Below are 24,909 nucleotides of genomic sequence, written 5' to 3'. Positions count from 1 at the left end.
GTCAGCCGACTCCGTAGTTCGCGGCTACCGCCGCAAGCGCCTGCATCCGCTCGGCGTGGCGGGCGAGATCCCTCGCATCCAGGACTTCGTCGCAATGGAGCGCCCGAAGCGGATCCGCCGGATACAAGCGGGCGAGCGTCCCGACGTAGCGGTTGATCGCGTTCGACTGGGAAAACTCGCGTCCGTCGACCTCCAGGACCGGTACGCAGTGGAAGGGGGTCGTCTCCCGCACCGTCGGCCAATCCGTCACCGGGATCTGGTGATCCTCGAACCGGATCTCACCGATCTCGGGCGCGAGGCCAATCGAGTCTCCCCACCCCCCATTGAAGTCGAAGTAACTGAGATTCAGGTTCGGCATCCGGCGGCTCCTTCTCGACGGCCCACACCGTGGTTTACCGGCCTCTCATCCCATACGCTTGCGGTGATGAGGCCCCGACGGTGAACGGTTCCGGCGAAGAGCGGCAGCTCCACGCTGCCAAGACCCTTCTCACGCAGCTGGCAGAGCAAATCAACTCACGAATCTCCGTGAAGCTCTGGGACGGAACACTCGTTCCGATGGGACAGGAGGTCGAGCCCGACCTCTGCATCTCGATCTCGGGACCGGGCGTGGTCGGCTCCCTCCTGCGCCGCCCGACACCCGACAATCTCGTGCGACACTACGCGCGAGGACAGATCGATTTCCAGGGTACCGACCTCTACTCGTTCATCGACAACGCGCGCGTCGGCAACTCTCGAAAGCGCGCGAAGAGCGTTCGCAAGTCCGCGATCGCCCGCACTCTCCTCCCCTTCCTGTTCACGCCACCCGAGTCGTCCGCAGTCGACCATCGGTGGGCCGGCGACGAGACCGGACAGGGGCGCAAGCAGGGCGACAACAAAGACTTCATCCAGTTCCACTACGATGTCAGCAACGAGTTCTACTCCCTCTTCCTCGACTCCAACATGGTGTATTCCTGCGGCTACTTCCGGGACTGGGAGGGCGCCCTCGAGCAGGCACAGGTCGACAAGATCGACATGATCTGCCGGAAACTCCGCCTCCAGCCCGACGAGCGCATGCTCGACATCGGCTGCGGATGGGGTGCGCTCATCACGCACGCCGCGGGGCGCTACGGGGTTCGCGCCCACGGCATCACGTTGTCCGAGAAACAGCTCGAGTTCGCCCAGGAGAAAATTCGTCGGCTCGGCCTCGAGGATCGCGTGACCGTCGAGCTACGCGACTACGCCGACGTCGAGGGTGAGTACGACAAGATTTCCTCCATCGGCATGTGCGAGCACGTCGGCATCGACAACATGGCCGGCTACATGCGGAAGGTCGGCTCGCTGCTACGAGACCGGGGGATCTTTCTGAACCACGCGATCACGCGCCCGGGAAAAGAGAGCATGAAGAAGTTCAGGAAGGTTCGTCCGGAACGGCGCCTCGTTCAGAAGTACATCTTCCCCGGCGGCGAACTCGATCACATCGGGCACATGACGACGGCCCTGGAAGCCTCCGGCTTCGAGGTCCACGACATCGAGGGCTGGCGCGAGCACTACGCGCGCACGACGATGATGTGGTGCCAGCGCCTATCCGAGCGACGGGACGAAGCGGTGACGTTGGTCGGCGAAGAGAAGTACCGCATGTGGATCCTCTATCTCGCCGGCGTGAGCTTCGCGTTTCGCGACGGGAGCATCCGGATCTTCCAGACCGTCGCGACGCGACACGCCTCGAAGGGCGCCTCGACGATGCCCCCCACGCGGGAACACCTCTACTCGCCCCCGGCCGCTGCGGCCTCCGCAACCGACTCGGGATCAACCTGACGGATCCCAGAGGACTCCAATGAACTCGCGAATCAACCGACGTTGGGTATTGGCCAAACGACCCGCGGGCGAACCCACGGGCGACTGCTTCGAGTTGCAAGAGCGTGAGGTCCGAGACCTCGACGACGGACAGATCCTGATCGAGGTCCGTTACCTCTCACTCGACCCGTATATGCGCGGCCGCATGCGCGACGCGAAGTCGTACGCGGACCCGCTCCGGATCGGAGAGGTCATCACCGGCGAGAGCGTGGGGGTCGTCGTCGAATCCAAGAGCGACCGGTGGGCCATCGGCGATACGTTGACGGCCCACCAGGGATGGCAGAGCCTCATCAAGGTGGCCGGGGACTCCCCCGCTCTGCTTCCCGCCGACACGAGTCTCGCTCCGCTCTCCGCGTGGGTCGGGGTCGTCGGGATGCCCGGTCGAACGGGGTACTTCGGCCTCCAGAACGTCGGGAAACCGCGCGCCGGAGAGACGCTCGTCGTCTCCGCCGCGTCCGGCGCGGTCGGTTCGGTGGTCGGACAAATCGGGAAGATCCTCGGCCTGCGCGTGGTGGGCGTCGCCGGCGGGCCGGAGAAGTGCGGCTACTGCGTGGACGAGCTCGGGTTCGACGCCTGCGTCGACTACAAAGCCGGCTCACTCGAGGACGATCTCGGAGCGGCGTGCCCGGGCGGCATCGACGTCTACTTCGAAAACGTCGGCGGCCCCCTCACGGCCGCGGTAGCGCGGCGGCTCAATCCGGGCGCACGCGTTCCAATCTGCGGCTTCGTCGCACTGTACAACAGCCAGGAAGATCCGGTCACATTGGAGACGCCGTTCACTGTTTTCGGCGCACTCGAAACCCCGCCCGAGCATCGCTTCTTTCTCGTCGGAGAGTGGCGAGATCAGTGGCTCGACGCCAGCCACGAGATCGCCGGCTGGATCGGCTCCGGAAAGCTGAAGTACCGCGAGACCATTGCGGACGGGCTCGAGAACGCTCCGGCCGCGTTCCGCGGCATGCTCACCGGGAAGAACTTCGGCAAGCAACTCGTACGCGTCGCCGGCTAGAGCGGACCCGGCGACGCGGGCCGGTCAGCCGCCGAACGCGAGTCCGCACTCCGGACACTCGGCCGCGTCCGCTGCGAGTTCCTCACCGCACGCGGGACAGGCCTCCACCTCCCCTTCGGGGAGCGCATCCACATCCTGCTCCGGGAGAACCTGCGCCGCGATCGCGCGATCGAATTCGCGCGCGGGGTCGACACCGGCCTCGTCGACGAACAAGCCGAAGAGTTCTCCCTTGCCGACGGCCTCGACGCCTTCGGGGATCTCGGCCGGCGTGAGGGGCTCCACCCGGTGCAGAACTTCGCTCTGCTCCAGGGCACCCGACAAAGCTTCGATCCACTGAACGGGCGCGACCCGGATGCACGTGAGATCAGAGGCGGGCGGAAAATCGTCGGCGCCGCCGCCCGGCGCGACGAGATCCACGTCGCATTCCGAGCAGCGCTCGACGGCCAAGGTGAACTCACCCTTGCAGGAGGGACAGATCTGGTAGTCGAACTCTTCAGCCATGCGGCGCAACCTACCAAAACCGGTGGGCCGAATTGAAGGGCCTCCAGCGCCCCTAGGATTGTCGCGCAGACAGCCGGGGCAGAACTTGCCAGCCCGTGTCCTCGTGCCCCGGAGCGTCGATCCGCAGAGCGCCTCGCTCCGCCGGCGATTCCTCCCGGCGTTGGCGCTGATCGGCGTGCTCGGCGGCGCCCTGCCCGCGGAGCCACAGGCCCGCAGACAGCATTGCCGATGGCCACGTTGCGAGTTCCCAGAGCACCCCCGCTGCGCATGTACTTCGCTCCGGGGGATCGCGGGCTCGCCTCGTACATCACCGAGTTCGGGGTCTGGGAGCCAAACGAGACGAAGTGGTTGGTTCGCTCGGTCCGCCCAGGCGATATCGTCGTCGATATCTGTGCGAACATCGGATACGAGACGACCCGCGCCGCGGCCCTCGTCGGAGAAACGGGGCGCGTCTACGCCTTCGAACCCGACCCGCTCAACTTCGAGATCCTCCAGCGCAACGTGGAGGAGAACGGGTGGACTAGTTTAAGGTCGACACGCAGGGCGCCGAAGCGGGCATTGTCGCCGGCATGAAGGAGACCCTGCAACGCAACGAAAGCGCCGTGGTCGCGCTCGAGTTCGCTGCGGCGGTCCAGAGGAAACCATCCAGGCGCTCGCCGCTTGCCACGCAGATCGTCGATGACGTCTTTCGCCAGCGGTCGATGGCGCACCATGCAGACCGCGAGAAGATTGCCGACGCATGCCCGGCCGCCGAGGAGCACGACCAGGTCGACGTCGAGGAACTGAGGAACCGCGTACCGAAGCCGGCGCAACCGCCGAGCCCCTAGTCCCGAGCCCCTGACCCCTGACCGAGCGGCAACGACAACGTGACGGTCCCGGTTGCGTGATCGCCGATGTCGTTCGCCGCGCGCACCGCCACCTCGACCACGCCCTCTCCCCCTTCCGCCCGCGCGCCCGCGACGTGCCCGGTGAAGCGAAGAACCTGGCCAGGGACAGCCGGCCCACCCAGTCGGATCGCGATCTTGCGCACCATCGCGTCGGGCCCGGCCCAATCGGTGACGAACCGAGAGATGTACCCGTTGGTGGTGAGGATGTTCATGAACAGGTCCGGTGCGCCCTGCGACTGGGCGTACGCGGAGTCGTGATGCACCGGCATGAAGTCGCGGGACGCGATCGCACCGGCGACGACCATCGTAGACGTGAGATTCAGATCGAACGTCGGCACTTCTTCTCCGACGCGGACCTCGTTGAATTGCTTCATGAACTCGCCTCCATGCCCGTCGGCACGAACTTCAGGATCCGAAACATCTGCCGCCCGACGACTTCGCCCTTCTGATCGGCATACGTCGTCACCCACGTGATGAAGTACCCCTGCCCAATCCCGGTCGTCTTGCGCTCCGAGATGGACTCGAGGATCGTATCGGACGTCAGGAGATCGCCCGGGTGCAGATAGCGTACGAACTCGAGTTCAGAGTTCGTTGCGAGCGTCGCGATGTAGCCCGCGTCGTCGAGGAGACGGATCGGGTTCTGTGGATCGATCTCATCGGGTGCCCCGCCGCGCTCGGCGATCCCCTCGATCTTCGGCCGACCCATGGTCCAGGTCTGGAGCATCGCCGGCGGAGCGACCACGCCGCCGAAACGGCTCTGCGCGCGCTCCGCATCGAGATAGACCGGGTTCCGGTCGTCGAGCGCATCGACCCAGTGCCGGATCATCGGCACGTTGACCTCATCGGGCGCCACCGCGGGCCCGAACTTGCTCAAGGACTTGCCGACCCACGCCAACACCAGCGCGCGAACCGGATCCTGCTCGTTCTCCCTCATTCGATCTCCTCCTACGGCGAGGCCACCCCGGGGCGTCAGGCCTTCGGGTCCTCGTCCTTCTTCGTTCGGAAATCTCCGAACGGCTTGTCGCGTTCGCTGAGCGCCTGGCTCACGCCCTCGGAGAGCTTCCTCAAGTAGGCGCGCGCGGACTTCTGGTGGAAGCCCATGGCCTGGATCTCTGTCCCCGAACGAATCGCGGCGCGCATACCCATGATCTCCATGGCGCGGTGCACGCTGCGTTTGTTGAGTTGCTGAAGATCGGGCGGAATCTTGGAGATCCGCTCCGCCTTCTCGAGCACGCGGTCCTCGAGTTCGTCGTCGGGATAGCAACGATTCGCGAGCCCCATCCGCACCGCCTCGTGGCCGTCGACACCATCGCCGGTCAGCATGAGTTCCATCGCGTTTCGCATGCCGGCCATCCACGGGTGGAACTGGTTGTCCGGCGGGCTCATCATCCGGACGGGCGGGTAGCCGATCTGCGCGCTCTCGCCGACGTACGCGAGATCGCAGGACGCCATGAGTTCCGACCCACCGGCCAGGCAATACCCGTGCACCTGCGCGATGACGGGCTTCGCGAGGTCCCAGATCCGGAACGCACCGTCGACGACGTGGCGCGGCCAGAAGCCGTCTCCCATCGCGCTCTCGAACGGCAACTCGCCGGTCTGATCCGAGGACAGGTCGTAGCCGGAGGAGAAGCACTTGCCGGCCCCGCGCAGAATCGTGACGTGCACGTCCTTCGAAGCATCGGCCTCGTACAACGCATGGAAGAGCTCTCCCCGCAGCGGGTTCGAAAGCGCGTTGCGCTTCTTCGGCCGATTGAGGGTGATCCTACGTACTTGCGGTCGCGGATCGTCGACCAGGATGTACTCGTAGTCGGCCACGTCAGCCTCCTTGCTTCCGGGACTCCATGCCCTTTTGAACCAGCTTCACGGCGAACTGCTGGTCGAAGTACTCGCGCCAGACCTTGATCTTCCCATCCCCGAACTCGGCCGCGTTCGCGACCGGGCACGAGATCGGGATGCCCTTGTACTCGTAGTGGTCGATCCGCTCGACCATGACGAGGTTTCCCGACTCGACCACGTTCTTGATCTCAATCCGCGTATTCGTAATCGGCTCGAACTGACGCGTGAAGAACGCCAGGATCTCGGCCCGACCCTGAATCGGTTTCCGCTGGACGAAATGGAGCACCCCATCGTCCGCGTACCCGCTCGCCACGAACTCGTAGTCGAACCGGTCAAAGCCCGCGAGATTCTCGCGCATCAAGTCGCTGTTGGATTTCGCCATCAGCCGAGCTTCTTCACCATCTTCTTGTAAAACTCCTGGGCGCCCTTGGGGAACGCCGACAGGAACATCGTATTGAAGTCCCAGAAATCGCGGTGGTACTCAATCTTGCCTTCGTCATTGAGACGCACGTACGTCATCCCCGTGTTGTAGATCCGCGTCTGTGGACGCTTCGGGCTCGGCGCCATGCTGAGCGAGAACGTGAACATGATGTGCAGACCGGTCTGAGCGGCGGCCTCCATCTGGATCTTGAGGTCGTGGTTCTTCTTGAGGAGCCGCTCGTTCATCTCGCGGTACTCGACAATGCCTTCGGTGCGCTGCAACGGATCCTCGAACACCAGATCATCGGTGAACCACTCCCGGAGTTCCTCGACGGTCGGCACGTACTTGTCCCACATCGAGAAGATCTCGTGGACCTTCTGCGCATCTAGGTCGAGCGCTGTTTTCGGACTTCCCATCATGTTCTCCCTTCGGCCGGGCTCCGCCGGCGTTTACCATGGGACGATGGCGATTGTGGTTTGCAAATACTGGGGATCAAGAACTTCTCGACGTGGCAACGACGCGCGCGCAGAGAACGACGGCCCGGCTGCGGCGCCACGGCCAACGCCAGCACGAGCCGGCGAACCCACTCGATGACTTCCGGCCTGTCCAGGTCCGCGTGCAGACGCCCGAGTGCGGCGAGATCATCGAGTGGTTTGCTGATCATCGTCTCGACTCGGTCGCTCAAAGCACTGCGGCCGACCGCCAGGGCACGTGCTTCAGCTCGGCTTCGGCGCCCTTCCACCAGGCGAGCGATCCCGGCGTTCTCGGGAACGTTCTCGGCGGTCGCGACGACGACCGCGGCAAGTCGTTCCGCCGGATTCGACAGCGCGGAGAGGCTCTTCGCGAGGCGGCGCTCGAAGCGATCGAACTCTCGAACGAAAACGGCCTGCAACACGTCCTCGATCTTCGAGAAGCGCTTGTACAGCGTCGTCCGGGAGATCGCGGCCTCCGCGGCCACGTGCGACATCGACGTCTTCGCGACGCCGAACTTCTCGAAGCAGCATTCGGCCGCATCGATGATCGCCACCTCGGACTCGTCCACGACTCAGGCCCTCCCGTGCCGGAGCAACCGGCCCGGCGTGGCCTTCGTGCACTCCCCGTCTTCGAACGTGACCTCGCCGTTCACCACGGTCCACTTCCACCCCCGCGCCCGGCGATCAAGGCGCCAGGCCCCACCCGGCCAATCGAAGACACGCTCCGCCGGAAGAAGCTCGAGGGCGTCCAGGTCGTAGACCACGATGTCGGCCGGCATCCCTTCTGCGATCACCCCGCGGTCGGTGATTCCGGCCGCCTGTGCGGAGTACGCCGAGAGACGCCAGTGCGCCTCTTCCAGATCCATCACCTCATGATCGCGGACCCACGTCGCGAGGAACTCGGTCGGATAGGTTCCGGTCGTGAGGAACTTCGTGTGAGCGCCTCCGTCGGAGAGACCCGGAACCGCATACGGGCAGTTCGCGATCTCGCGCATCGCCGTCGGATCGATCTCTCGAGGGACGGTTTGCCAACCGGCGCCGAGATCGCAGGAGAGAGACATATCCAGGAAGGCGTCGATCGGATGTACGTTCGTGCCGGCGGCGATCTCGCCCACCGTATGGCCTTCCCACTTCGTCACCGCCGGGTCGTCGCCCGTCACGTACGCGAGCACCAGATCTTCGAGCGAGACACCGAGGCGTACCTCCAGCTTCTCGGTTCCACCACCCGCGAGCGGCGCGTCTCCGGCCTCCCACTCCGCTTGCAGGGCCGCACGACGGGCCGGATCGCGCATCTTCTCCATCTTCTCCGCGAGCGTCCCCATGGTCAGCTCCCGCCAGAGTGGCGACGTGTCGAACAGGTTCCAATCCTCGAGAGTGAATTGGTAGTCGATCGCGCACGTGACCGACTGCGCGATGATCCGTCTGCCCTGGCGGTTCGCCTTCTCGAGCCACTTGATCAGGATCTCGTGAGACTCCGCCGGCGCTCCGTGTTGGTCGGTCCGGGCCGCGAGCACGTTGAAGATCACGGGTCGGCCCGACTCACTCGCCAGCAGGTTCGCGATCTTCGGCACGCCGATCATCTGAATGGTACCCCGACCGATCTCACCGAGCGCACGCGCGAAGAACCGAATGTCCTCTTCGTGCAGCAGGTCCGTGATCATCGGCGTGCCGTCGAAGTCGCGCTGGATGGTGTCGGGGCCGATGAGCTGGGCGGACCAGCCGCAGGCACCCGCGTCCATCGCCTCACGGAGAAGACGTTCCCCCTCGGCCTTCTCGGGGCCGGAAAGCCGGCGCCCCTTCGCATCCTCGACCGACCCCGTCAGCCAGACCAGCAGCGGGCTCAGCCCGACGTAGGAGCCGACGTTCACTCCCTTGGGTGTCCGCTCGAGGCTGTCGAGGAACTCCGGATACGTCGTCCAATCCCAGGGCATGCCTTCTTGCATGCATTCCAACGGGACCGCCTCGTTGCGGGACATCGTGAGCATGGCGCGCTCTCGGGCCTCCGGACGGACCGGCGCGAACCCAAAGCCGCAGTTCCCGACGACGACGGTCGTGACCCCGTGCCAGCCCGAGATCGAGCACCATGGATCCCAGTAGACCTGGCTGTCGTAGTGGGTGTGGAGATCGACGACGCCCGGGGCCACGATGAGTCCCTCGGCGTCGATCTCGCGGTGGGCCTGCCCCTTTGGAATCTTCCCGACCGAAGCGACGCGGCCATCGCGCACGCCTACGTCGGCGCGGTAGCGTGGCGTACGTCGCCCATCGATCAGCATACCGTTGCGAATGACCAGGTCGAACATGATCGGCCTCCTCGCGCCCTACCAGGCGCCGCCGTCGATGCGGAAGACCTTGCCCGTGATCCACTCTGCATCCTTAGACGAGAGATAGACCGCCATCGCGCCCACCTCTTCGACCGTACCGATACGCCCGAGCGGGATCGTCTTCTCCAGATCGCCGTGGAATTCCTGCATGCCGTCGGAGATATCGGTCTGAATCAGACCGGGGGCGATCACGTTGCAGCGAACGTTCCGACGGGCGTTCTCGCGAGAGACGGTCTTCGCAAGAGCGTTCACGCCCGCCTTGGCCGCGTTGTACGCCGCGCCCTTCGGACCGCACGCATCCGCGGCGACGGATGAAACCGGGAGCAAGACGCCGTCGCGTTGCTCGCGCATGTGCGGCAGCGCAGCGCGCAACGTGTGAAAGACCCCGTAGAGATCGATCTGGATCACCCGATCCCAATAGCCAGGATCGACTTCGTGCGTGGATTCGAAGCGCGTCGGCACACCCGCGTTGGCGACGACGATGTCGAGACCACCGAGCACCTTCCGTGCGTTGTTCACCATCGCCTCGACCGCGCCGTACTCACGAACGTCCGCGGCAAAGGCGGCACCGCGGCGACCCAGACCTTCGATCGCCCCGACGACCGCCTCGGCAGCGTCCTTCTCTCGACGGTAGCCAATCGCAACGTCCGCGCCGGCCTCCGCCAGCGCGAGCGCGATTCCCTTCCCGATCCCTCGGGATGCCCCGGTCACGAGCGCCTTCTTGCCGTCCAACTTGCCCATACGCTCTCCTCTCGCAGTGGACAGAATAGAAAAACTGTCCACTTTCGTCAAGAGCGGTTCCGGACTCCGCTACTGGCCCGAAGGGCGCGCGTTCGGCGGCGAAGTCAGCTACCGGTTCTAGAGTGAAAGATCTGTTCTCGATCCAAGGCAAGGTCGCACTCATCACCGGAGGCTCGCGCGGCATCGGCGAGATGATTGCTGCGGGATTCCTCGCGAACGGCGCGAAGGTCTACATCAGCTCTCGCAAGGCCGACGCGTGCGCCGCAGCCGTCGAACGGCTTACGTCGGAGTTCGGTGGCGAGTGCACCGCGATCCCCGCCGACTTGTCGAAACTGGAAGGGTGCGAAGCACTAGCCACCGAACTCGCCAAGCGCGACGACCATCTCGACATCCTCGTGAACAATGCCGGCGCAACGTGGGGGGCGCCTCTCGCCGAGTTCCCCGAGAACGGCTGGGACAAGGTGATGGACACGAACGTGAAGGGTCCCTTCTTCCTCGTTCAGAAGTGCCTGCCTCTCCTCAAGAAGTCGGCGACGCACGAATCCCCGTCGCGCGTCATCAACATCGGCTCGATCGATGGGCTCAAGACGCCCGTGTTCGACAACTTCTCGTACGGTCCGTCCAAGGCCGCGATTCATCACCTGACCCGGGTTCTTGCCGCCCATCTCGTGAAGGAGAACATCCTGGTGAACGCGATCGCCCCGGGCCCCTTCCCCACCTGGATGCTCAGCGCCGGGGTGGGGTTCGGGGGCGAGACCGACGGCGTCGATTGGGACCGCGTGGGCCAGGCGAATCCGCGCGGCCGGGTCGGTACGATGGAGGACATCGCGGGCCTGGCGATCTTCCTCTCGTCTCGCGCCGGTGCCTTCACCGTCGGCGAGGTCATTACCTGCGACGGCGGCTCGGCCGTCGCCAGCTGAGATCGACTGCGGTTCCATCTGCCCGGCGCCCCGGGGTGGCCGCTTCCACGTGGCGCCCGGACCCGGTAGGAAGGAAGCGGGGCCCGTCCCGCCGGATGGGCCAAAAGGAGCTAGTCCCATGACATCCTTCGAACGAGCCTTTCCGACCACACGCCGCCGCGCGCTGCAGATTCTCGCCCTCCTCGGACTCGGAGGCGCGGAACTCGCCAAGTCGGCGGGCGCACTCGCCGAGTCAGCGGCGCGAGCCGACGCCGCATGGCCCGAGATGACGTATCGCACGCTCGGCAAGACCGGGTTCGAAGGGAGCCGCCTCGTGTTCGGCTGCGGCGCGGCGCTCATGTTCTGGGGCAAGGACGAGCTGTTGAATGCCGCGTTCGATCACGGCGTGAACGTCTTCGACGTCGGCACGAGCGACTACTACCGCAACGCCGAGTCGAACCTAGCCGCGTTCGCGAAGAAACGGCGTGACAAGATCTTCCTCATCTCGAAGGGCCTCGTCGGTCTCGACGTGCAGCCCGGCGACGAGCTGACGAGCGCGCAACTGAAAACCTGTGCGGCGAACTGGACCAAGTCGATGGACCAAAGCCTCACGGACCTCGCGACCGACCACGTGAACGCGTACTACATCATGGCCGGCAACAACGTCTCCCTGGTGCGCAGTGACGAAATGCACGAGGCGTTCCTCGCGGCAAAGAAGGCGGGTAAGGTCGACCACTGGGGCGTGAGTACTCATCAGAACGCGGCGAACGTCCTGGACGCCGCCGCCGACACGGGCCGCTTCTCTCTTGCACAGATCGCGATCACGCCGGCCGGTTGGTACGACTGGAACGCCAAGTCGATCCAGAAGGACACGGTACCGATGACTCAGCTTCAGCCGACGCTCGACAAGGCCCGCGCGGCCGGCATCGGCCTCGTCGGCATGAAGGCTGCCCGCCATCTCGCCGGCAAGTGGATGGGCTTCGGTCCGGACCGACCGTCGTCCTTCGATGGGGTCTACGACGCGAAGTTCATGAAGGCGCCGCTCACGCCGTTCCAGCGCAGCTACGCCTACGTGCTGGCCCATGGACTCGATGCCGTGAACGCGGACAGCCAGTCGATGGAGCACCTGAAGGAGAACTTCGTCGCAGCGGCAACGTCGCAGCAGTACTTCGCGTAGCCAGAGTCGGCGGCCGACCCCGCGATCGAGGCCCCGCGATCGAGGCCCCGGATCGCCCCGCCGAGGGCCGGATGGGGCCGGGTGCGAGAAGCGACTGCGCTGGAACCGCGCGTACGAGTTTTAGAAGACATACCCGAGGAACATCTCGGCCGTAGAGATGACCGAGTTCGTGGACAGGTAGAAGCCGAGGCGCACGTGCCCAAGCGCGTTGATCCCCGGGTTCTCGACCGTCAGGTTCTGCAGAGTCACGGACTGGCTGGCCGTCACGCTCGTGGTCGACCGGTGTCGACGCGACACGCAACGGTCGGCTCGTGACGCCCTTTGCGGGTCACGAGACCGCGGAAGATCAACCCGGCCTGCTCCACCGCCTCGGGAAGGTCTACCGGGAGCGCCTCGAGAGCGGTCGCCGGGGAGGCGCCCGTCCCGCGGCGAACGACAGTCGTTCAGAATTTGTTCAACTTACCCATTGGACGCCGTCCTCCCCGCAAGCATCCCGGGTGGCGATGGCAATCCCCATAGGGTGAACGTGCTCCGCGGGGGGAATACCTAGCCCGGCGCGGACTTCTTCGAGGGGCTGCGGGAGCAGGTCCTCATAGGGAGCGACGCCGAGGAACGATGTGGCCCGCCCGCGCTGCCAGGCGGCGACGAGGTACCGTGGCCACGTGAACTTCAGGTCTTTCGGGCCGATGACAGCACCCGCGCCGACGATGAGGCCCATCCCGAGGTTCGGGATCTGGGCATGACTGAACGCGAGGTTGGCGGTCTCACCCGCCTCGTCCATGCCGTACCCGGTGAGGACGTGCCAGAGATCATGCATGTCGCGCATCCGGTCGCCGACGAACTCACGGTCGGGATCAGCCAGCGGCGGCTTGTCCAGGTTCTTGGCAGCAACCTCGTCGGCTTCGACCAGGCCATCCGCGGTGAGGCTGCCCTTCTCCATGCAGTCGAGATACGCCCGGCCGAACGACCCGGCCGGCATGGCCGCGAGCGCGGCGCGATCCGAAAGCGCGGCGAGGAGCGAGGGGCGCTCGCGCAGCAGGCGTTGGCCCTCGGGGTCGGCGATGAAGCGCTGGTAGCTATTCTCGAGCGAGTCACCCGCGAGCCCGTCGATGATCTCGAACACCTGATCGGTGCGATCAGAGTCCGCGATCAGGATCTTCAGCGCGCGCCAAGCGCGGGGCCAATCTCTCGGGAACAGGGTGGGCGGCATCGTCGTGGAATCGGGCATGGACATCTCCTCCTTCTGGGCTGAGAGCCAATGCAGGCTGCGTGCCATCGGACGAAGCCGGGAAAACAGTGGGAATTCGTAGGCCGCGGCGGGCGGCCGCACGATCGAGCATGCACCAGTTGCATACCCGGCGCGACACTCAGGGGACCCAAGAAGGTTCCTGGTGCGTTCCCTGGCGTCTTTGGCGTATGAAGACATCCAATGGATCTCGGGATCAGGGGACGACGGGCCATCATCAACGGCGGAAGCGCCGGTCTGGGCAAAGGGTGCGCGGCCGCCCTGGCGCGGGAGGGGGTCGATCTCGTGATCTCGGCGCGGGGCGAAGAGCGCCTGGCCGCGACCGCCGAGGAGATCTCGACCGAAACCGGCGTCTCGGTCACCCCGGTGGCCGCCGACCACACGACCGCCGAGGGCCGGGAGCGGATTCTGGCCGCCTGCCCCGAACCGGACATCCTGGTCAGCACCTGCAGCCCGCCACCGTGGGGCACGGACTTCCGCGAGGTCGGGCCCGCGCAATGGCAGGAATACCTGGAATCCGGCCTCCTGGGGCCTGCCGAGTTCATCCGCGCGACCGTGGACGGCATGGCCGAGCGCGGCTTCGGGCGGGTCGTCAACGTAACCACCGGAGCGGCGAAGTTCCCAAGCGAGATGCGCATCCTCTCGGGGCCCCCGCGCGCGGCGCTCGCCAACTACTCGGTGGCAGCCGCCAAGGTGATGGCGAAACACAACGTTACGATCAACAATCTCCTTCCCGGCTTCCACCACACCGCCGCCGCTCAGGAACAGTTCAGCAAGATCGCCGAGAAGCGCGGCACCAGCTACGCCGAGGAGATCGACCGCTGGGTCGAACGCGTCGGTATCCCCGCCGGCCGCTTCGGTGACGCCGACGACTTCGGCGCCATCTGCGCACTCTTCTGCAGCAAGTACGCGAGCTACATCGTCGGCCAGAGTCTCGTCGTCGACGGCGGGATCACGACGGCGATCTTTTGAAGTCCGACCCACGAGCCACCATGAAGCGAGGACCCATGCCAGAGCTCTCCGTTCACGAAGCGATCTTCACTGCGCGCGCCGTGCGCCACCTGAAGACCGACCCTATTCCCCGCGCCGACCTCGAGTACTTGATCGAAGCCGCGACGATGGCCCCCAGCGCGGGCAACATGCAGATGTGGTCCTTCGTCGTAGTGACCGACCGCGACCAGATGCGGCGGATGGCCGACACCCACCGCGACGTCGGACGCCAGTACATCCGCGACGGCGTGCTCGCCGATCCCCAGCTGGATGACGCGCGACGCAAGATCTACACGGGCGCGATGCACAATGTCGAACACCTCGACGAAGCGGGCGCCATCATCGTCGCCTGCCTGACGATGCCCTGCCCCGACAATGTCGGTGTCGCATCGGGCCTGTTCGGATCAATCTACCCGGCGATCCAGAACATCACGCTCGCGGCTCGCTCTCGCGAGCTCGGGACGGTCATGATCACCCTCGCCACCGACCACTGTCCCGTCGGGCCGAAGGCCCACCCTCCGATCCGCGAGATCCTCGTTCTCCCCGAGGGCGTGGAGGCCGTCGCGCTGATCCCGGTCGGCTACCCCGAGCGCCGCTTCGGGCGACCGAACCGCCGCCCAGCCGCGAAGTGCACTCACTGGGACCGCTGGTCGGCCTAACGGCCGAAGCCCCCCTCCCCCCGCAACTCCGCCGGCCGGACGCCGAGAACGCGGCTGATGTGCACGATCGCGGCGCGGGAGGGCACCTGGGCAGGCAACACCCTCACCGAAGAGAATCGCGTCCTACACGACCGCGCCCAACTCGCCCGTAGTCAGATCGACGAGATTCGGCACATTGCCGGCAGCGTTGCCGAACCCGACGTCGTTTCCGTACAATGCGTCCCCGTCGATGAACTGCGCCGCCGCCCGGACCGACGAGATCGTCGCCCGCTCGTTCAAAACGACCTCGGCGGGCACGTCCCGGCCCTGACCGAGCACCGCCAACGGGCGGCCTTCGGTTCCCCTACCGGCCGGGTGCCGCCTCACCGCCGACCGAAACGAGGCCCTTCAACCCGGGCCGATGGAAAACCAACCCCACCTGGTGAAGAACCGGTCGACCGGCCCGACCCGATGTGGCAGGACCAACGCATGAGCGATCTTGAGCCCGTGATCTCCGCCGACTCACATATCTGCGAGATCGAGGCATGCTACGACGACATCGACCCCGACTTCCGCGACCGGCGGCCCAAGGCGATCTTCGACGAACAGGCCGGCGCCGTCCTCGAGATCTCCGACCTCGGTCTCCGCATCCCAATGGGACTCGTCTGCACCGGCGGTCGCCCACCAGAAGACTTCGGCCGCGCCGTCCCGTGGGAAGAGATCCATCCCGCCGGCTTCGATCCCGCCGAGCGCCTCGCGATTCAGGACGCCGAGGGCGTGCGAGCCGAAGTGCTCTACCCCTCATTGGGCATGATCCTCTGCAACCACCCGGACGTCGACTACAAGAAGGCGTGCTTCGACGCGTACAACAGGTGGCTCGCGAGTTTCTGTGAGAAAGACCCGCAGAGGCTTCTCGGTGTCGGCCAAGCGACGGTGCGTACAATCGACGAAGGCATCGAAGAGCTTCGCGCGATCAAGGCGCAAGGATTCCGCAGCGTGATGCTGCCGGGCGATCCCTCCGTCGAGGACTACGACCACCCCTGTTACGACCCCCTGTGGGAAGCGTGTATCGATCTCGGACTCCCCGTGAGCTTCCACATCCTGACCACGAAGGACGGGATCATGGACCGGGTCCGCGGGAACTCGAACCTCGTCCGCCAGATCAACACGGTCCGTGGTGTTCAGAACATCGTGATGGTGCTCATCCTCGGCGGCGTCTTCGATCGGCATCCCGACCTCCGTGTCATCTGCGTAGAAGCCGACGCCGGCTGGGTCCCCCACTTCAAATTCCGCCTCGACCACGCTTACGAGAGGCACCGACACCACCTGAGCACCACGGAACTCGCGCGGATGCCGGGCGAATACATGGACGAGAACGTCTACGTGACGTTCCAGGACGACTACAGCGTGAAGCACGTACGCGGCGGCCTCGAGATGAGTCGGGTCCTTTGGGCGACCGATTTCCCGCACAGTGACGGAACGTATCCCTACACGCGCAAAGTGATCGACGAGGTGACCGACGGCCTCGACCCGGCCGATCGCAACCGCCTGCTGCGCGGCAACGCCGCCGCGCTCTACGAGATCACCTACTAGTCTAGCTCCCGAAGAAGTGCTCCCAGATCAGGTCGCTCGCGGAGATGTCCGCCGTCGTGTGACCGAGAACGGGCACCTCGAGCGCACCGGGCCAGGTGTGCCCGCCCCCTTCGACGAAGTACCACTCCGTCTTCGCGTCACAGTTGGCCCACGAGTACCGGAGCACCTCGTCGCTGACCCGCTCCTCCATCCGCTGCGGTGCGCAGCCGTTGTGCTCGGCCCAGTTCTGCAGTGAATCCGGGACCGGTGGGTCGTACCAGGGCGCGCCTGAGCCGGCGAACGGCACGACGAAGTCCGCACTCCCATGGAAGTAGAGGAGAGGCCGCGAAGGCGCGCCTCCGCACTCCGCTTCGTTGTAGTACTGGTACGTCACGGCCGCGTAGGCATCGAACGGGCTCTCCGTCAGACACTCCAGGGCCGAAACCATATCGCCTCCGGCGGACATGCCGGTCGCGAAAAAGTCGTCGGTGCAGTACTCGTCCTTCATCAAGTCGACAAGGCCCAGAACGAAGTCGACGTCGTAGTCCCGCACGCGCAGGTTCGCCTCCCACGCGCTGTTCCAGTAGCCGGCGAGCTCGTGGGACGGGTCGAAGAAGACCTTGTTCGCATCCGGAGTGACGAGGATGACGCCGTCGCGATCCGCTTGTTGCGTGAAGTCTCCGTAGACCAACTGTGAAGGGGCCGTCGAGCCGGAGCCGTGGAAGTTGAAGACCACGTCGGCCCGGGTGCCCTCCTCGTAACCGGCGGGAAGGCGGAGCAGCCAAGTCCGGTCCGTGCCATCCGGAGCGGGAAACGTCCGCTCCATGTAGGGACCGTTGAAGTCACCGCCCGGCCCGCTGAGAGGGCCGCCCGAGCCGCAGGGCTCGGCAACCTCTTCCGCCGGATTGGACGAAGAGCCGCATCCGGCAATCAGTAGGGCCGCTACGAGGATCGAAAAAATCGGAAAGCGCACCGTCGGCAGGCCCCCTAGAGCCCCATCACGGCTTCCATGTTGCCGTGATAGAATGCGTCGAACGTCGCGTCGTCACACCCTTGCATCGTCGCCTCGAACTTCTCGATGGGATTATGGGTGCCCTCCGGATGCGGATAGTCCGAGCCGAAGACGAGAATCTCGGGGCCGATGTTCTCGATGATCCATCCCAGAGGCTCGCCGGCAAATGGCGCGAACCTGAGGCTCTCGCGAACGACGTCCGAAGGCTTCTGCTGCTCCCGAAGGTACGGCTGCAGATGACGGAACGTGTGCGCGGCCGTATCGATCGCCTGGAGCCACGACGGGAGCCACACCGCGCCGTGCTCCATCGAGATGCCCTTTAACCCAGGCACGCGATCGAACACCCCGTCGAAGATCATCGCCGACAGGAACAGCTCCGCGCTGTTCTTGAGACCGAGCATCCCGAGCGCTCCCGGAGGCGCGTCACCGGTCGCTGCCAGCGCCGCCTGCCCGTTGTTCCCAAAGCTCGGTGAGACGGGCTGGTACTCTCCGTTCACGGCAATGTGAACTACGAAGGGCGCACGCGCGTCACGAAAGCGCTTCCAGATCGGATCGAAGTCCGGATGCGTGAAGGACCGGGCCGCCGGGTTCGGCTCGTTTGTGTCGACCATGAAGGTGTAGCAACCATCGCGGAGCCCCTGGTCCATGAGCCCCGCCGCGACCTCTGGTCCGAGAGAGAGCGGAATGTACCCGATCGCGCGAAGCCGCGTATCGTGACCGCAGAAGGCGCCCATCGCCCGGTTCAGCGCGCGCGCCCCCGCCTCGAGAACGCGCGGATCCTTGCTGTGGGCGAACTGGTGAAACGCGAACGTCGGCAGAACGAGCTGCATCTCGAAGCCGAACAGATCGAGTGCGTGCGAGCGCTCCTTGGGGTCGAACGCTCCGATCCGACTCCAACCGCTCTTGCGCGTGTCCAGGAGGCTCGCCTCGAACTTCGCCATCACCGCATCGTCTTCCTGACGAAGCGCAAAGAGCTCCTTTGCGCGGGCGAGAGCCTCGGGCACGACCGGGAGTTCCGTCTGCGCGTCCATCGGCGGGATGAGCGCCCGCTCGGCCGGGTCGGCGAACTCCACGAGGAAGTCATCGAGCTCGATGACGTGACTGTCCGCATCGATGATGCGGCGGTGAGCGGCGTAGGTCATTGGCATCTCCTCAGCGAGCGTCGAGATTGCGGGACGCGGCCGAGCGCTTGCGGCCCAGGATCTGCGCCAGCGTCGCCCCCTTCGCATCCGCGATGTCCCCGCAGGCCTCATGTACGTGTAGCATCTCGAAGTGTCGTGCGTCACTCCGGCGGCGCCTTCACTTCCCTTCCCGGAAGGCCACAGCGTCGATGCCGAGTCCCGCACCCAAGAGCACCTCCGCCGTCCGGATGCGTCCCAACGGCTTCCGACTGGGGTTCGAGCCGCGGCAAAGGTGCAGCTAGTTCCGGCCCCGATCGTCAGGGAATCGCAATAGTTTCGGGTTCTCCGCAAGCGCCGTCGCAACCCCGTCGGCTTGCAGACTCGTCACCAGATCGAGCATCCGGGTCTTCGAGATCACGCATTCTCCTTCATCATCTCGGGCGGCGGATGGCTAGTGGTTTCAAGCGTTCACCTTTGCCCAAACATGCGCTATGGATCCTTGCGGAGGTCATGCAATGAGCACTCGATCCTGGTGGCAAAACGGGTTGGTTCTGACGGCGTTTCTGTTTGCTTGCGAGTCCACGACAGCTCCTCCGGCCACCCAGAACGACCCTCCACCACCCGCCGCGGCCGCTCCGACCGAGCCGGCCGCGGTCGTCGCGGCAACAGGGACCGGAACCCGCGGCTTTGTCGTATCCCAATGGTACGACGAGCTCCCCGACGCAAAGCCGGCCGATTGCCCCGACGGCATGAACCCCTCCGAGTCCGAGTACTACGAGGTGGACACCAAGGAGTTCGCAGCCGCGATCAAGGAGATCGGGTACAGCGAAGCCCAGCAGAAGTTCTTCCCTCCCGACGCATGCAGCGAGCCCACCGCGCAGCCCGATCCCGGCTTCAAGACGTTCAAAGCCTCGATTCCGGTGGCGGGACTCGACCTCGACGGCGTCGATTCCAGTGGTGACGACGGCAGCGGATGCGCGCACAAGGACTTCACGAGCCCTGACGGCGAGACCGGGATCGACAACCAACACTGGCGACTACTCGGCTGCACCAAGGGCTACCAACCCGACGGGCAGCTGGATCGCATGTACCGCGAAGGCAACTTCATCAAAGAGGGCTTCCCGATCCTCTTCGAGCTCACGGGCGTCGACGACCCGCAGAATGACGAGAACGTGGAGTTCCGCATCTTCTCGAGCGCGGACCCGGTCACTCTCAGCGCGTCGGGCGATGTCCTGCGCGATTTGAGTCTACGCGTCCACAACGAAGCGAAGTACACGAGCGCCTCCGCGAAGGGCCGCATCGAGAACGGGGTCCTCACGACGGACCCGATCGACATCCGACTCCGCCTGAAGCAGCAGGTCATCGACGACGAGTTCTTCTTCCGAGATGCGCGGGTGCGAGCGAAGCTCTTACCCGACGGTCGGCTCGAGGGCGTCATGGGCTACTACTGGGACACCGAGAATTTCTACAAGGTCAACAACGACCACTACATCGGCGACTACCACTCCGGACGCATCGCGGCAGAGACGCGGGGCTACATGTGCGCTGGGATCTACCACGCGATCCCGCGCATCGCGGATGGGCATCCCGATCCCGAGACCGGCAAGTGCACTTCGATCTCGGCCGCCATGCACTTCGAAGGGATGCCGGCGTTCGTGATCGAGGAGGAGTCGTAGGCCGGGCCCCTCAGGGCAACGGGTCGTGCAAGAACGTGAACTGCACTTTACACTTCACACCAGTGCCGATGTCGTCACCTCCTGCTGCGTGATCGAAAACACCGAGCTGCTTCGCATTCGTAATCAGGGGCGGTTCGTGGCCGGAAGAACTACGATCGCGAGAAGCTCCTGGGCAAGTGTCTCATCCGGATACGAGTAGATGGAAGGGCCAGGGAAGCGGCCATGAGACCCACGAGCACCAGCACCCCATGGAGATCGCCCGCGCCACGGCGAACCCCACGTCGTCGCATGGACGAACGATGCGGGCGGCACGCCCGTATTCGGAACCAGCCTGGGGCACGCGGACAGCACGATCGACGACCCGGCGCGCCGGCGCGCGACGACTTCTCTGCCGGCAGCGGCATGCACTACCTCGGCTGCATGGCACACCCGCTTCTGTGGGGAGAAGACGCCGAGACGTGCAAGTCGGAGTGCTTCGCGTCGAAGCCCAGTCTCGAAGAACTCCTCGTCGCCTGCCCCGAAACGACGCCGGGCTCGGACTAGGCCGCCGCGCCTTCTACCTTGGCCTTCAGGGCCGCAAGGATCTGCTGGTAGACCATGTTGTGCCCGCGCTCTCCCCCGAGCAGGAAGCCGACGTGCATGAGCCAGCGGTTCGACCGGACCTTGCAGTAGAACGACACCCGCGTCTCATCCGCGCCCACCTCTTCGAAGACCCAGCGGCCCGCCCCGACGAGATCACCGTCATCGTACGTCTCTTCGATCGACGTGGGTCGGTCAATCTTCTGAATCGTGCGCGTGAACCGAGACTTCACCGGCGAACCCTTCGGCGACAACTCGTGGCGGAGCCGCGCTCCGGGCTCCACCGCGCCCCCACCGATCACGTCGATCCGATACCGCGGATACCACTCCCTCATCCGCGGATAATCCAGAACGATGTCGAAGAGCTCCGCCGCCGGTGCCCTGATGACCATGCTGTCGACCGTGTCCATGCTCGGCATGAGATCAGTCCTTCACTTCCGGGATGGGCAGGGGGCAGAAACCGTTGGGATCGACGCGGAGCGGCCGATTGCTCTTCGCGAGCTCTCGAATGTCATTGCCCACGGTCGTCCGACTCGTGCCCATGATCGCGTTCGCGACGAAGTTCCCGACCATCATTCGAGTCGAGTGGGCCTGCACCTTTACGGGCTTGATTTCCTTGCCGACGTTCATCCGCAGCAAGAACTGAATGATCCTCGCGGCGACGGCGGCCTCACGGCCTTCCAGGGAACGGACTCGGGTCATCGGTGCCTCCTCCTTGACCCAACGAAAGCACTGGTTTTCAAGGCTGTCGAGGCCCCGCCCGGCCCAGCCGCAGATCTGGCGAAACAGGCGAAGAAAGTTCCCGCCCATCACCTGGACGACGGGTTTGTAGTTCGCATCCATGTCCGTGCCGATCGCTACGCGCCCTCGGTGTCGTAGCTCGGCGCTACGGGACAGTTCTGCCCGCGTCGCGCCGTCGTGATGAACGCGCGGTCGCCGCCGCCAAACACGATGTCGCGCGGCTCGTCACACGTGAGGAGCGTGTTCGTCACTTCGGACAGCATCGGATCCCCGCCGTTGATCGTCACGATGCTCACGGTGTCGGACAGGTGGTTCACGACCCAGACCTCAGTGCTCGTTGGGGCGGCAACGGGGTCGAGGCCGACCTGGACCTCACCGACGAGGGTCAATCCCGTCGTCGTGACATCGAAGATCGACAACCGGTTGTCCGGGGTATTGACCGCGAAGAGGCGTGCCCCATCGGGCGAAAGGGCGAGCGGGCGGGTGTGGCCGCTCTCAAAATTCACGAAAGAATTTGGCGCCGACTGCCCCCACAGGGCCGGCGGCGACGCCCCGAGCACCCCCACGAGAAGGCTGAAAAAGAGGCCGAGTAGCCCCGCAGATCCCGGATTTTGGAGTCGAATAGCCGGTCGAACCATGGAATTCCCCTGTAAAGAGGAGCGTTTTCGCCCCCGGCCCCTTCGGGGGCTACCAAGCCGGGCGGGCCCGGGCCGACGGCTTTTTGGCCCATCCGGCAGGCTCATGCCCCCGAAGAGCAAGTGGAAAGACGTGGAAAATCAGGAAAGCCCTCTCTGGACTCGCCGCACGGCTTGCTCTACGAAGTATGCCAGTGGTCACAGTGATCGCTGTTAACCGCGCTCAGAAGTTGGGGCGCGACCGAACCGGGCGGGTGTCCCGGAACAGAGAGTAGTCGGCAAGGATGATTAGCGTGAAACGCAACGCCGCATCCCGACGATTCGAACAGTAAAGGGAGTACGGCATGCGTACGACAGGAACGGTTAAGTGGTTCAACGACGACAAGGGCTTCGGCTTCATCACGCGCGACGACGGCGAGAAGGATGTCTTCTGCCATCACAGCGCGATTCAGGGTGAGGGCTTCAAGTCCCTCGCAGAAGGCGCCAAGGTCGAGTTCGACGTCGTTGACGGGCAGAAGGGCCCGGCGGCTGAGAACGTCGTCACCCTCTAAATCAGTAAAAGCAACGAGCCCTAGGGGCGTCGCCGGCAACCCCGGCGACGCCCCCCGGGGTGCTCTTAAAACGCTCGTAGCCGGTCGAAAGGCCCTCTACGAGTCCTGCTCGCGAGCGAGCAACTTCGGATAGAGCTTCGCCCAACTGCGAGGCGGCGCCAGACACATTCCGTCCTCCCGGACGAACGCGCACACCGAAGGCATCCGATGCTTGCCGCAGACCTCGGGGTTCGAGGCTCGACACCCGAAGGTGCGGTCTTCCGCATCCCCCGGCTGCAACGCCGCTTGGCGGCGTTTGCTCTGCGGGATCGCGTCCCAATCGTCCCGCGGTGGGACTTCCATTCCGGCACGTCCTTCCTTCAGCTCACCGAGATCCGTCTCTCGGCGTGATCCAGGACATCGAGTTCCACAACCCGGGCGTTCGAAATGCGGACCCCACGGAACGAGAATGGCCTGCCGCTGTGTGTAGCACCCTGACCGCCTCCGGGCACCGAACTACTTTCGGGCCTTCGCGGGCTACTTCTTGCGATCGACGAGCCAGGTCTCCTGATTCGTGACGTCCTTGCCGTTGTGAAAAAGAAGGAACTGCCCGTTGCCGCTGAGCCCGATGCGATCGATGTCGGTATCGAAACCACCGGTGAAATTCGGCACCGTGACCCGGGCCACCGGATTCTGGAGGGTCCCCCCGCCCGACAGAATCGCATCCTCGAGCAGTTGCGTTCGGCTCGTCAGGAAGCCCGATGCGGCGAGGCTGCTGCGACGTAGAAGATAGAGCGCGTCCTCATGAGCGACGTTCTCACCCACGTATGAACGATCCGACTGGAAAGCGATGTAGGCGCCGGTGCTCGCGATGCGCGGGAAGCGATTGCGTCCGGCGTCCGACAGCGTGACCTGGTGGATCTCCTGCTTCTTCCTCGCGACCACGAAGATCTCATTGTTCGCGTCGCACGCACCACATCCGCCGGCGTTGAGTTCATCCTCGCACTTCGACTGGAAAACGACGTACTTGCCCTTCTTGCTGACGTCGGCCCGCTGATTTGCGTCCTCGCCCCCGCAGAGCCCCGCACCGGTCGACGTCACCTGAGTGAGATCCCGGTCCTTCCGGTCGTAGAGAAAGATCTCCGAGCTTCCATCGACGTTCGCGCATGCCGAAACGTCGTCGAGACCTGTGCAGATCGTACCGGCCGCCGGCGTGGCCCCCGGATCCCGCGTGGACTGGAAGACCACGAACCGCCCGTCCACACTGACCCGCGCGCGGATGTTAGCAACGCCGGCCGTGTCGCCGGTGGTGGCCGTCAGCTGCATGAGCCGGGCCCCTTCGGGTTCGTAAACCATGATCTCCGCGTTCCCATCGGCGTTTGCACAAGACGTCGTTTCGTCCGGCATCGAGCACGAGGGCACCGAGGCAAAATCGCGCGTCGACTCGAACACGAGCACGTCGCCCTTGTCTCCAATCGCGACCCGCCGATTGGCGTCGGCCCCGCCGCCGATCGTGTCGGTGACCTGAGTGATCGTCCCGGTCGAGACGCGGGCGAGGAAAATCTCGCCGTTCGCATCCGCGTTGCCGGGCGCCCCCGGTACGTGGTCCCGGTCGGAATCCCAGGCAACCCAGTCGCCACGAGAGTCGATCTCCGGCCACCGGTTCGCGCCGTCGCCCCCCGACTCGGAGAACGTGAGCTGGGAAACCTCGTTCGAGGACTTCGTCCAGAGGTAGACGTTCGTCGGGTTGTCGATATCGGCGACGTCCGCGCAGGTGGGGCAAGCCGGGCTCGGTGGCGAGCCCGAAGCGAAGTCGTTCCCGCTGCCGTCGAAGTCGAACGTGTCCTCGAACTCGAAGGGCGGCAACACCCCCTCGTGGCCCGCGCGCGACAAGAAGACGACCTTCTTCGCCTTCTTGTCCGGGGCCGGGTGCCGAGTGAAGTGATCGGCGATGTTGGTGACCTTCTTACGTGTCGCCGTGAAGACGAACCCCGACGCATCGGGCGCTGCGGAGAGAAGCAGCCCGACCGCAACGACGAGCAGGGAGAGGCGGAGTCGGATCATCGAAGTCCTC

At 65.0% G+C, this 24,909-nt stretch carries 31 protein-coding genes and 1 pseudogene; 12 read left to right on the top strand and 20 right to left on the bottom strand.

Translation table 11 applies throughout. The features are described 5' to 3' along the window. Position 1 precedes the first annotated feature (1 nt). Entirely contained in the window at positions 2 to 358 is a 357-nt protein-coding gene (locus P8R42_16100; GenBank protein MDG2306136.1) for a hypothetical protein, read from the bottom strand. Between the two features lie 80 nt (positions 359 to 438). Between P8R42_16100 and P8R42_16095 the strand changes: the two genes are divergently transcribed. Next, on the top strand, positions 439 to 1,794 hold the full coding sequence (locus tag P8R42_16095) for a cyclopropane-fatty-acyl-phospholipid synthase (protein ID MDG2306135.1): 1,356 nt from the start codon (positions 439 to 441) through the stop codon (positions 1,792 to 1,794). A 19-nt stretch (positions 1,795 to 1,813) separates the two neighbouring features. Then, entirely contained in the window at positions 1,814 to 2,839 is a 1,026-nt protein-coding gene (locus tag P8R42_16090; protein MDG2306134.1) for an NADP-dependent oxidoreductase, read from the top strand. A 24-nt stretch (positions 2,840 to 2,863) separates the two neighbouring features. Here P8R42_16090 and P8R42_16085 read toward each other — a convergent pair whose 3' ends face one another. Continuing rightward, entirely contained in the window at positions 2,864 to 3,340 is a 477-nt protein-coding gene (locus P8R42_16085; protein ID MDG2306133.1) for a hypothetical protein, read from the bottom strand. A gap of 228 nt (positions 3,341 to 3,568) precedes the next feature. Here P8R42_16085 and P8R42_16080 point away from each other — a divergent pair, with 228 nt between their 5' ends. Both P8R42_16080 and P8R42_16075 read left to right on the top strand, forming a co-directional pair. After that, positions 3,569 to 3,913 carry an FkbM family methyltransferase gene (locus tag P8R42_16080; GenBank protein ID MDG2306132.1) on the top strand — a complete coding sequence of 115 codons (345 nt, stop codon included), beginning with the start codon at positions 3,569 to 3,571 and terminating at the stop codon, positions 3,911 to 3,913. Beyond that, positions 3,910 to 4,167, top strand: coding sequence for a hypothetical protein (locus P8R42_16075; protein ID MDG2306131.1), 258 nt, complete (start codon positions 3,910 to 3,912; stop codon positions 4,165 to 4,167). The genes P8R42_16080 and P8R42_16075 overlap by 4 nt, the downstream gene beginning before the upstream one ends. Here the strand turns inward: P8R42_16075 and P8R42_16070 are convergent. The 8 genes from P8R42_16070 to P8R42_16035 are packed head-to-tail and all read right to left on the bottom strand — an operon-like array spanning position 4,164 to position 10,019. Then, positions 4,164 to 4,601 (bottom strand): MaoC family dehydratase, encoded by a 438-nt coding sequence (locus tag P8R42_16070; protein ID MDG2306130.1) that lies wholly within the window; start codon positions 4,599 to 4,601, stop codon positions 4,164 to 4,166. The two genes, P8R42_16075 and P8R42_16070, sit on opposite strands and share 4 nt — an antisense overlap. Then, positions 4,598 to 5,161: a MaoC family dehydratase N-terminal domain-containing protein gene (locus P8R42_16065; protein MDG2306129.1), complete on the bottom strand. Its 564-nt coding sequence runs from the start codon at positions 5,159 to 5,161 to the stop codon at positions 4,598 to 4,600. The genes P8R42_16070 and P8R42_16065 overlap by 4 nt, the downstream gene beginning before the upstream one ends. 35 nt (positions 5,162 to 5,196) lie before the next feature. Continuing rightward, positions 5,197 to 6,042 (bottom strand): enoyl-CoA hydratase-related protein, encoded by an 846-nt coding sequence (locus P8R42_16060; GenBank protein MDG2306128.1) that lies wholly within the window; start codon positions 6,040 to 6,042, stop codon positions 5,197 to 5,199. 1 nt (position 6,043) lies between these two features. Further along, complete coding sequence (locus tag P8R42_16055; GenBank protein MDG2306127.1) at positions 6,044 to 6,445, bottom strand: nuclear transport factor 2 family protein; 402 nt, start codon at positions 6,443 to 6,445, stop codon at positions 6,044 to 6,046. Next, entirely contained in the window at positions 6,445 to 6,900 is a 456-nt protein-coding gene (locus P8R42_16050) for a nuclear transport factor 2 family protein (protein MDG2306126.1), read from the bottom strand. Before P8R42_16050 ends, P8R42_16055 begins: the two co-directional genes overlap by 1 nt. Further along, on the bottom strand, positions 6,900 to 7,526 hold the full coding sequence (locus P8R42_16045; protein ID MDG2306125.1) for a TetR/AcrR family transcriptional regulator: 627 nt from the start codon (positions 7,524 to 7,526) through the stop codon (positions 6,900 to 6,902). Before P8R42_16045 ends, P8R42_16050 begins: the two co-directional genes overlap by 1 nt. A 3-nt stretch (positions 7,527 to 7,529) precedes the next feature. Continuing rightward, positions 7,530 to 9,257, bottom strand: coding sequence for an amidohydrolase family protein (locus P8R42_16040; protein ID MDG2306124.1), 1,728 nt, complete (start codon positions 9,255 to 9,257; stop codon positions 7,530 to 7,532). Between the two features lie 18 nt (positions 9,258 to 9,275). Then, positions 9,276 to 10,019: an SDR family NAD(P)-dependent oxidoreductase gene (locus P8R42_16035; protein MDG2306123.1), complete on the bottom strand. Its 744-nt coding sequence runs from the start codon at positions 10,017 to 10,019 to the stop codon at positions 9,276 to 9,278. Positions 10,020 to 10,141: 122 nt separating this feature from the next. On the opposite strand from P8R42_16035, the gene P8R42_16030 reads away from it, so the two are divergent. Together P8R42_16030 and P8R42_16025 are read left to right on the top strand one after the other, a co-directional pair. Continuing rightward, a complete protein-coding gene (locus P8R42_16030; GenBank protein MDG2306122.1) occupies positions 10,142 to 10,939 on the top strand; it encodes an SDR family oxidoreductase in 798 nt (265 codons plus the stop codon). Positions 10,940 to 11,057: 118 nt separating this feature from the next. Then, complete coding sequence (locus tag P8R42_16025; protein MDG2306121.1) at positions 11,058 to 12,095, top strand: aldo/keto reductase; 1,038 nt, start codon at positions 11,058 to 11,060, stop codon at positions 12,093 to 12,095. Between the two features lie 120 nt (positions 12,096 to 12,215). Here the strand turns inward: P8R42_16025 and P8R42_16020 are convergent, their stop codons facing one another. Both P8R42_16020 and P8R42_16015 read right to left on the bottom strand, forming a co-directional pair. Further along, positions 12,216 to 12,392: a hypothetical protein gene (locus P8R42_16020; GenBank protein MDG2306120.1), complete on the bottom strand. Its 177-nt coding sequence runs from the start codon at positions 12,390 to 12,392 to the stop codon at positions 12,216 to 12,218. Between the two features lie 157 nt (positions 12,393 to 12,549). Further along, positions 12,550 to 13,323, bottom strand: coding sequence for a Coq4 family protein (locus P8R42_16015; GenBank protein MDG2306119.1), 774 nt, complete (start codon positions 13,321 to 13,323; stop codon positions 12,550 to 12,552). Positions 13,324 to 13,524: 201 nt separating this feature from the next. Between P8R42_16015 and P8R42_16010 the strand changes: the two genes are divergently transcribed. After that, complete coding sequence (locus P8R42_16010) at positions 13,525 to 14,313, top strand: SDR family oxidoreductase (protein MDG2306118.1); 789 nt, start codon at positions 13,525 to 13,527, stop codon at positions 14,311 to 14,313. Between the two features lie 35 nt (positions 14,314 to 14,348). Further along, positions 14,349 to 14,990 carry a nitroreductase family protein gene (locus P8R42_16005; protein MDG2306117.1) on the top strand — a complete coding sequence of 214 codons (642 nt, stop codon included), beginning with the start codon at positions 14,349 to 14,351 and terminating at the stop codon, positions 14,988 to 14,990. Between the two features lie 123 nt (positions 14,991 to 15,113). On the opposite strand, the gene P8R42_16000 is transcribed toward P8R42_16005, so the two are convergent. Then, a complete protein-coding gene (locus tag P8R42_16000; protein MDG2306116.1) occupies positions 15,114 to 15,314 on the bottom strand; it encodes a hypothetical protein in 201 nt (66 codons plus the stop codon). Positions 15,315 to 15,458: 144 nt separating this feature from the next. Here P8R42_16000 and P8R42_15995 point away from each other — a divergent pair, with 144 nt between their 5' ends. After that, positions 15,459 to 16,562, top strand: a complete 1,104-nt coding sequence (locus P8R42_15995; protein MDG2306115.1) for an amidohydrolase family protein — start codon at positions 15,459 to 15,461, stop codon at positions 16,560 to 16,562. A gap of 1 nt (position 16,563) precedes the next feature. Here P8R42_15995 and P8R42_15990 read toward each other — a convergent pair whose 3' ends face one another. Continuing rightward, on the bottom strand, positions 16,564 to 17,514 hold the full coding sequence (locus P8R42_15990; GenBank protein MDG2306114.1) for a hypothetical protein: 951 nt from the start codon (positions 17,512 to 17,514) through the stop codon (positions 16,564 to 16,566). Positions 17,515 to 17,528: 14 nt separating this feature from the next. Continuing rightward, entirely contained in the window at positions 17,529 to 18,695 is a 1,167-nt protein-coding gene (locus P8R42_15985; protein MDG2306113.1) for an amidohydrolase family protein, read from the bottom strand. A 494-nt stretch (positions 18,696 to 19,189) separates the two neighbouring features. Here P8R42_15985 and P8R42_15980 point away from each other — a divergent pair, with 494 nt between their 5' ends. After that, positions 19,190 to 20,350 (top strand): hypothetical protein, encoded by a 1,161-nt coding sequence (locus P8R42_15980; protein MDG2306112.1) that lies wholly within the window; start codon positions 19,190 to 19,192, stop codon positions 20,348 to 20,350. 288 nt (positions 20,351 to 20,638) lie between these two features. Further along, complete coding sequence (locus tag P8R42_15975; GenBank protein MDG2306111.1) at positions 20,639 to 20,893, top strand: hypothetical protein; 255 nt, start codon at positions 20,639 to 20,641, stop codon at positions 20,891 to 20,893. On the opposite strand, the gene P8R42_15970 is transcribed toward P8R42_15975, so the two are convergent. The 3 genes and pseudogenes from P8R42_15970 to P8R42_15960 form a co-directional block, all read right to left on the bottom strand. Further along, entirely contained in the window at positions 20,890 to 21,348 is a 459-nt protein-coding gene (locus P8R42_15970; GenBank protein ID MDG2306110.1) for an SRPBCC family protein, read from the bottom strand. The genes P8R42_15975 and P8R42_15970 overlap by 4 nt on opposite strands. A 4-nt stretch (positions 21,349 to 21,352) precedes the next feature. Then, the gene (locus tag P8R42_15965; protein MDG2306109.1) at positions 21,353 to 21,772 is read right to left on the bottom strand and encodes a hypothetical protein; all 420 of its coding nucleotides are present in this window, start codon (positions 21,770 to 21,772) and stop codon (positions 21,353 to 21,355) included. Between the two features lie 53 nt (positions 21,773 to 21,825). Next, positions 21,826 to 22,308: pseudogene (locus P8R42_15960) on the bottom strand (hypothetical protein). Positions 22,309 to 22,649: 341 nt separating this feature from the next. Here P8R42_15960 and P8R42_15955 point away from each other — a divergent pair. Further along, complete coding sequence (locus tag P8R42_15955) at positions 22,650 to 22,856, top strand: cold shock domain-containing protein (GenBank protein ID MDG2306108.1); 207 nt, start codon at positions 22,650 to 22,652, stop codon at positions 22,854 to 22,856. A 96-nt stretch (positions 22,857 to 22,952) separates the two neighbouring features. Here the strand turns inward: P8R42_15955 and P8R42_15950 are convergent, their stop codons facing one another. Both P8R42_15950 and P8R42_15945 read right to left on the bottom strand, forming a co-directional pair. Next, positions 22,953 to 23,198, bottom strand: a complete 246-nt coding sequence (locus P8R42_15950; protein MDG2306107.1) for a hypothetical protein — start codon at positions 23,196 to 23,198, stop codon at positions 22,953 to 22,955. A gap of 174 nt (positions 23,199 to 23,372) precedes the next feature. Next, the gene (locus P8R42_15945; protein MDG2306106.1) at positions 23,373 to 24,899 is read right to left on the bottom strand and encodes a hypothetical protein; all 1,527 of its coding nucleotides are present in this window, start codon (positions 24,897 to 24,899) and stop codon (positions 23,373 to 23,375) included. Positions 24,900 to 24,909 lie beyond the last annotated feature (10 nt).

Source organism: Candidatus Binatia bacterium, from assembly GCA_029243485.1.
Classification (GTDB): Bacteria; Desulfobacterota; Binatia; order UBA12015; family UBA12015; genus VGTG01.
This window is presented reverse-complemented; position numbering and strand designations above follow the sequence as displayed.

Excerpts from the sequence above, each read along its gene's own strand:
- P8R42_16100 (MDG2306136.1), bottom strand. The coding sequence starts at position 358 with ATGCCGAACCTGAATCTCAGTTACTTCGACTTCAATGGGGGGTGGGGA.
- P8R42_16090 (MDG2306134.1), top strand. The coding sequence starts at position 1,814 with ATGAACTCGCGAATCAACCGACGTTGGGTATTGGCCAAACGACCCGCG.
- P8R42_16085 (MDG2306133.1), bottom strand. The coding sequence starts at position 3,340 with ATGGCTGAAGAGTTCGACTACCAGATCTGTCCCTCCTGCAAGGGTGAG.
- P8R42_16080 (MDG2306132.1), top strand. The coding sequence starts at position 3,569 with ATGGCCACGTTGCGAGTTCCCAGAGCACCCCCGCTGCGCATGTACTTC.
- P8R42_16075 (MDG2306131.1), top strand. The coding sequence starts at position 3,910 with ATGAAGGAGACCCTGCAACGCAACGAAAGCGCCGTGGTCGCGCTCGAG.
- P8R42_16070 (MDG2306130.1), bottom strand. The coding sequence starts at position 4,601 with ATGAAGCAATTCAACGAGGTCCGCGTCGGAGAAGAAGTGCCGACGTTC.
- P8R42_16065 (MDG2306129.1), bottom strand. The coding sequence starts at position 5,161 with ATGAGGGAGAACGAGCAGGATCCGGTTCGCGCGCTGGTGTTGGCGTGG.
- P8R42_16055 (MDG2306127.1), bottom strand. The coding sequence starts at position 6,445 with ATGGCGAAATCCAACAGCGACTTGATGCGCGAGAATCTCGCGGGCTTT.
- P8R42_16050 (MDG2306126.1), bottom strand. The coding sequence starts at position 6,900 with ATGGGAAGTCCGAAAACAGCGCTCGACCTAGATGCGCAGAAGGTCCAC.
- P8R42_16040 (MDG2306124.1), bottom strand. The coding sequence starts at position 9,257 with ATGTTCGACCTGGTCATTCGCAACGGTATGCTGATCGATGGGCGACGT.
- P8R42_16035 (MDG2306123.1), bottom strand. The coding sequence starts at position 10,019 with ATGGGCAAGTTGGACGGCAAGAAGGCGCTCGTGACCGGGGCATCCCGA.
- P8R42_16025 (MDG2306121.1), top strand. The coding sequence starts at position 11,058 with ATGACATCCTTCGAACGAGCCTTTCCGACCACACGCCGCCGCGCGCTG.
- P8R42_16015 (MDG2306119.1), bottom strand. The coding sequence starts at position 13,323 with ATGCCCGATTCCACGACGATGCCGCCCACCCTGTTCCCGAGAGATTGG.
- P8R42_16010 (MDG2306118.1), top strand. The coding sequence starts at position 13,525 with ATGGATCTCGGGATCAGGGGACGACGGGCCATCATCAACGGCGGAAGC.
- P8R42_16005 (MDG2306117.1), top strand. The coding sequence starts at position 14,349 with ATGCCAGAGCTCTCCGTTCACGAAGCGATCTTCACTGCGCGCGCCGTG.
- P8R42_15995 (MDG2306115.1), top strand. The coding sequence starts at position 15,459 with ATGAGCGATCTTGAGCCCGTGATCTCCGCCGACTCACATATCTGCGAG.
- P8R42_15985 (MDG2306113.1), bottom strand. The coding sequence starts at position 18,695 with ATGACCTACGCCGCTCACCGCCGCATCATCGATGCGGACAGTCACGTC.
- P8R42_15980 (MDG2306112.1), top strand. The coding sequence starts at position 19,190 with ATGAGCACTCGATCCTGGTGGCAAAACGGGTTGGTTCTGACGGCGTTT.
- P8R42_15975 (MDG2306111.1), top strand. The coding sequence starts at position 20,639 with ATGGACGAACGATGCGGGCGGCACGCCCGTATTCGGAACCAGCCTGGG.
- P8R42_15970 (MDG2306110.1), bottom strand. The coding sequence starts at position 21,348 with ATGCCGAGCATGGACACGGTCGACAGCATGGTCATCAGGGCACCGGCG.
- P8R42_15965 (MDG2306109.1), bottom strand. The coding sequence starts at position 21,772 with ATGGATGCGAACTACAAACCCGTCGTCCAGGTGATGGGCGGGAACTTT.
- P8R42_15955 (MDG2306108.1), top strand. The coding sequence starts at position 22,650 with ATGCGTACGACAGGAACGGTTAAGTGGTTCAACGACGACAAGGGCTTC.
- P8R42_15950 (MDG2306107.1), bottom strand. The coding sequence starts at position 23,198 with ATGGAAGTCCCACCGCGGGACGATTGGGACGCGATCCCGCAGAGCAAA.
- P8R42_15945 (MDG2306106.1), bottom strand. The coding sequence starts at position 24,899 with ATGATCCGACTCCGCCTCTCCCTGCTCGTCGTTGCGGTCGGGCTGCTT.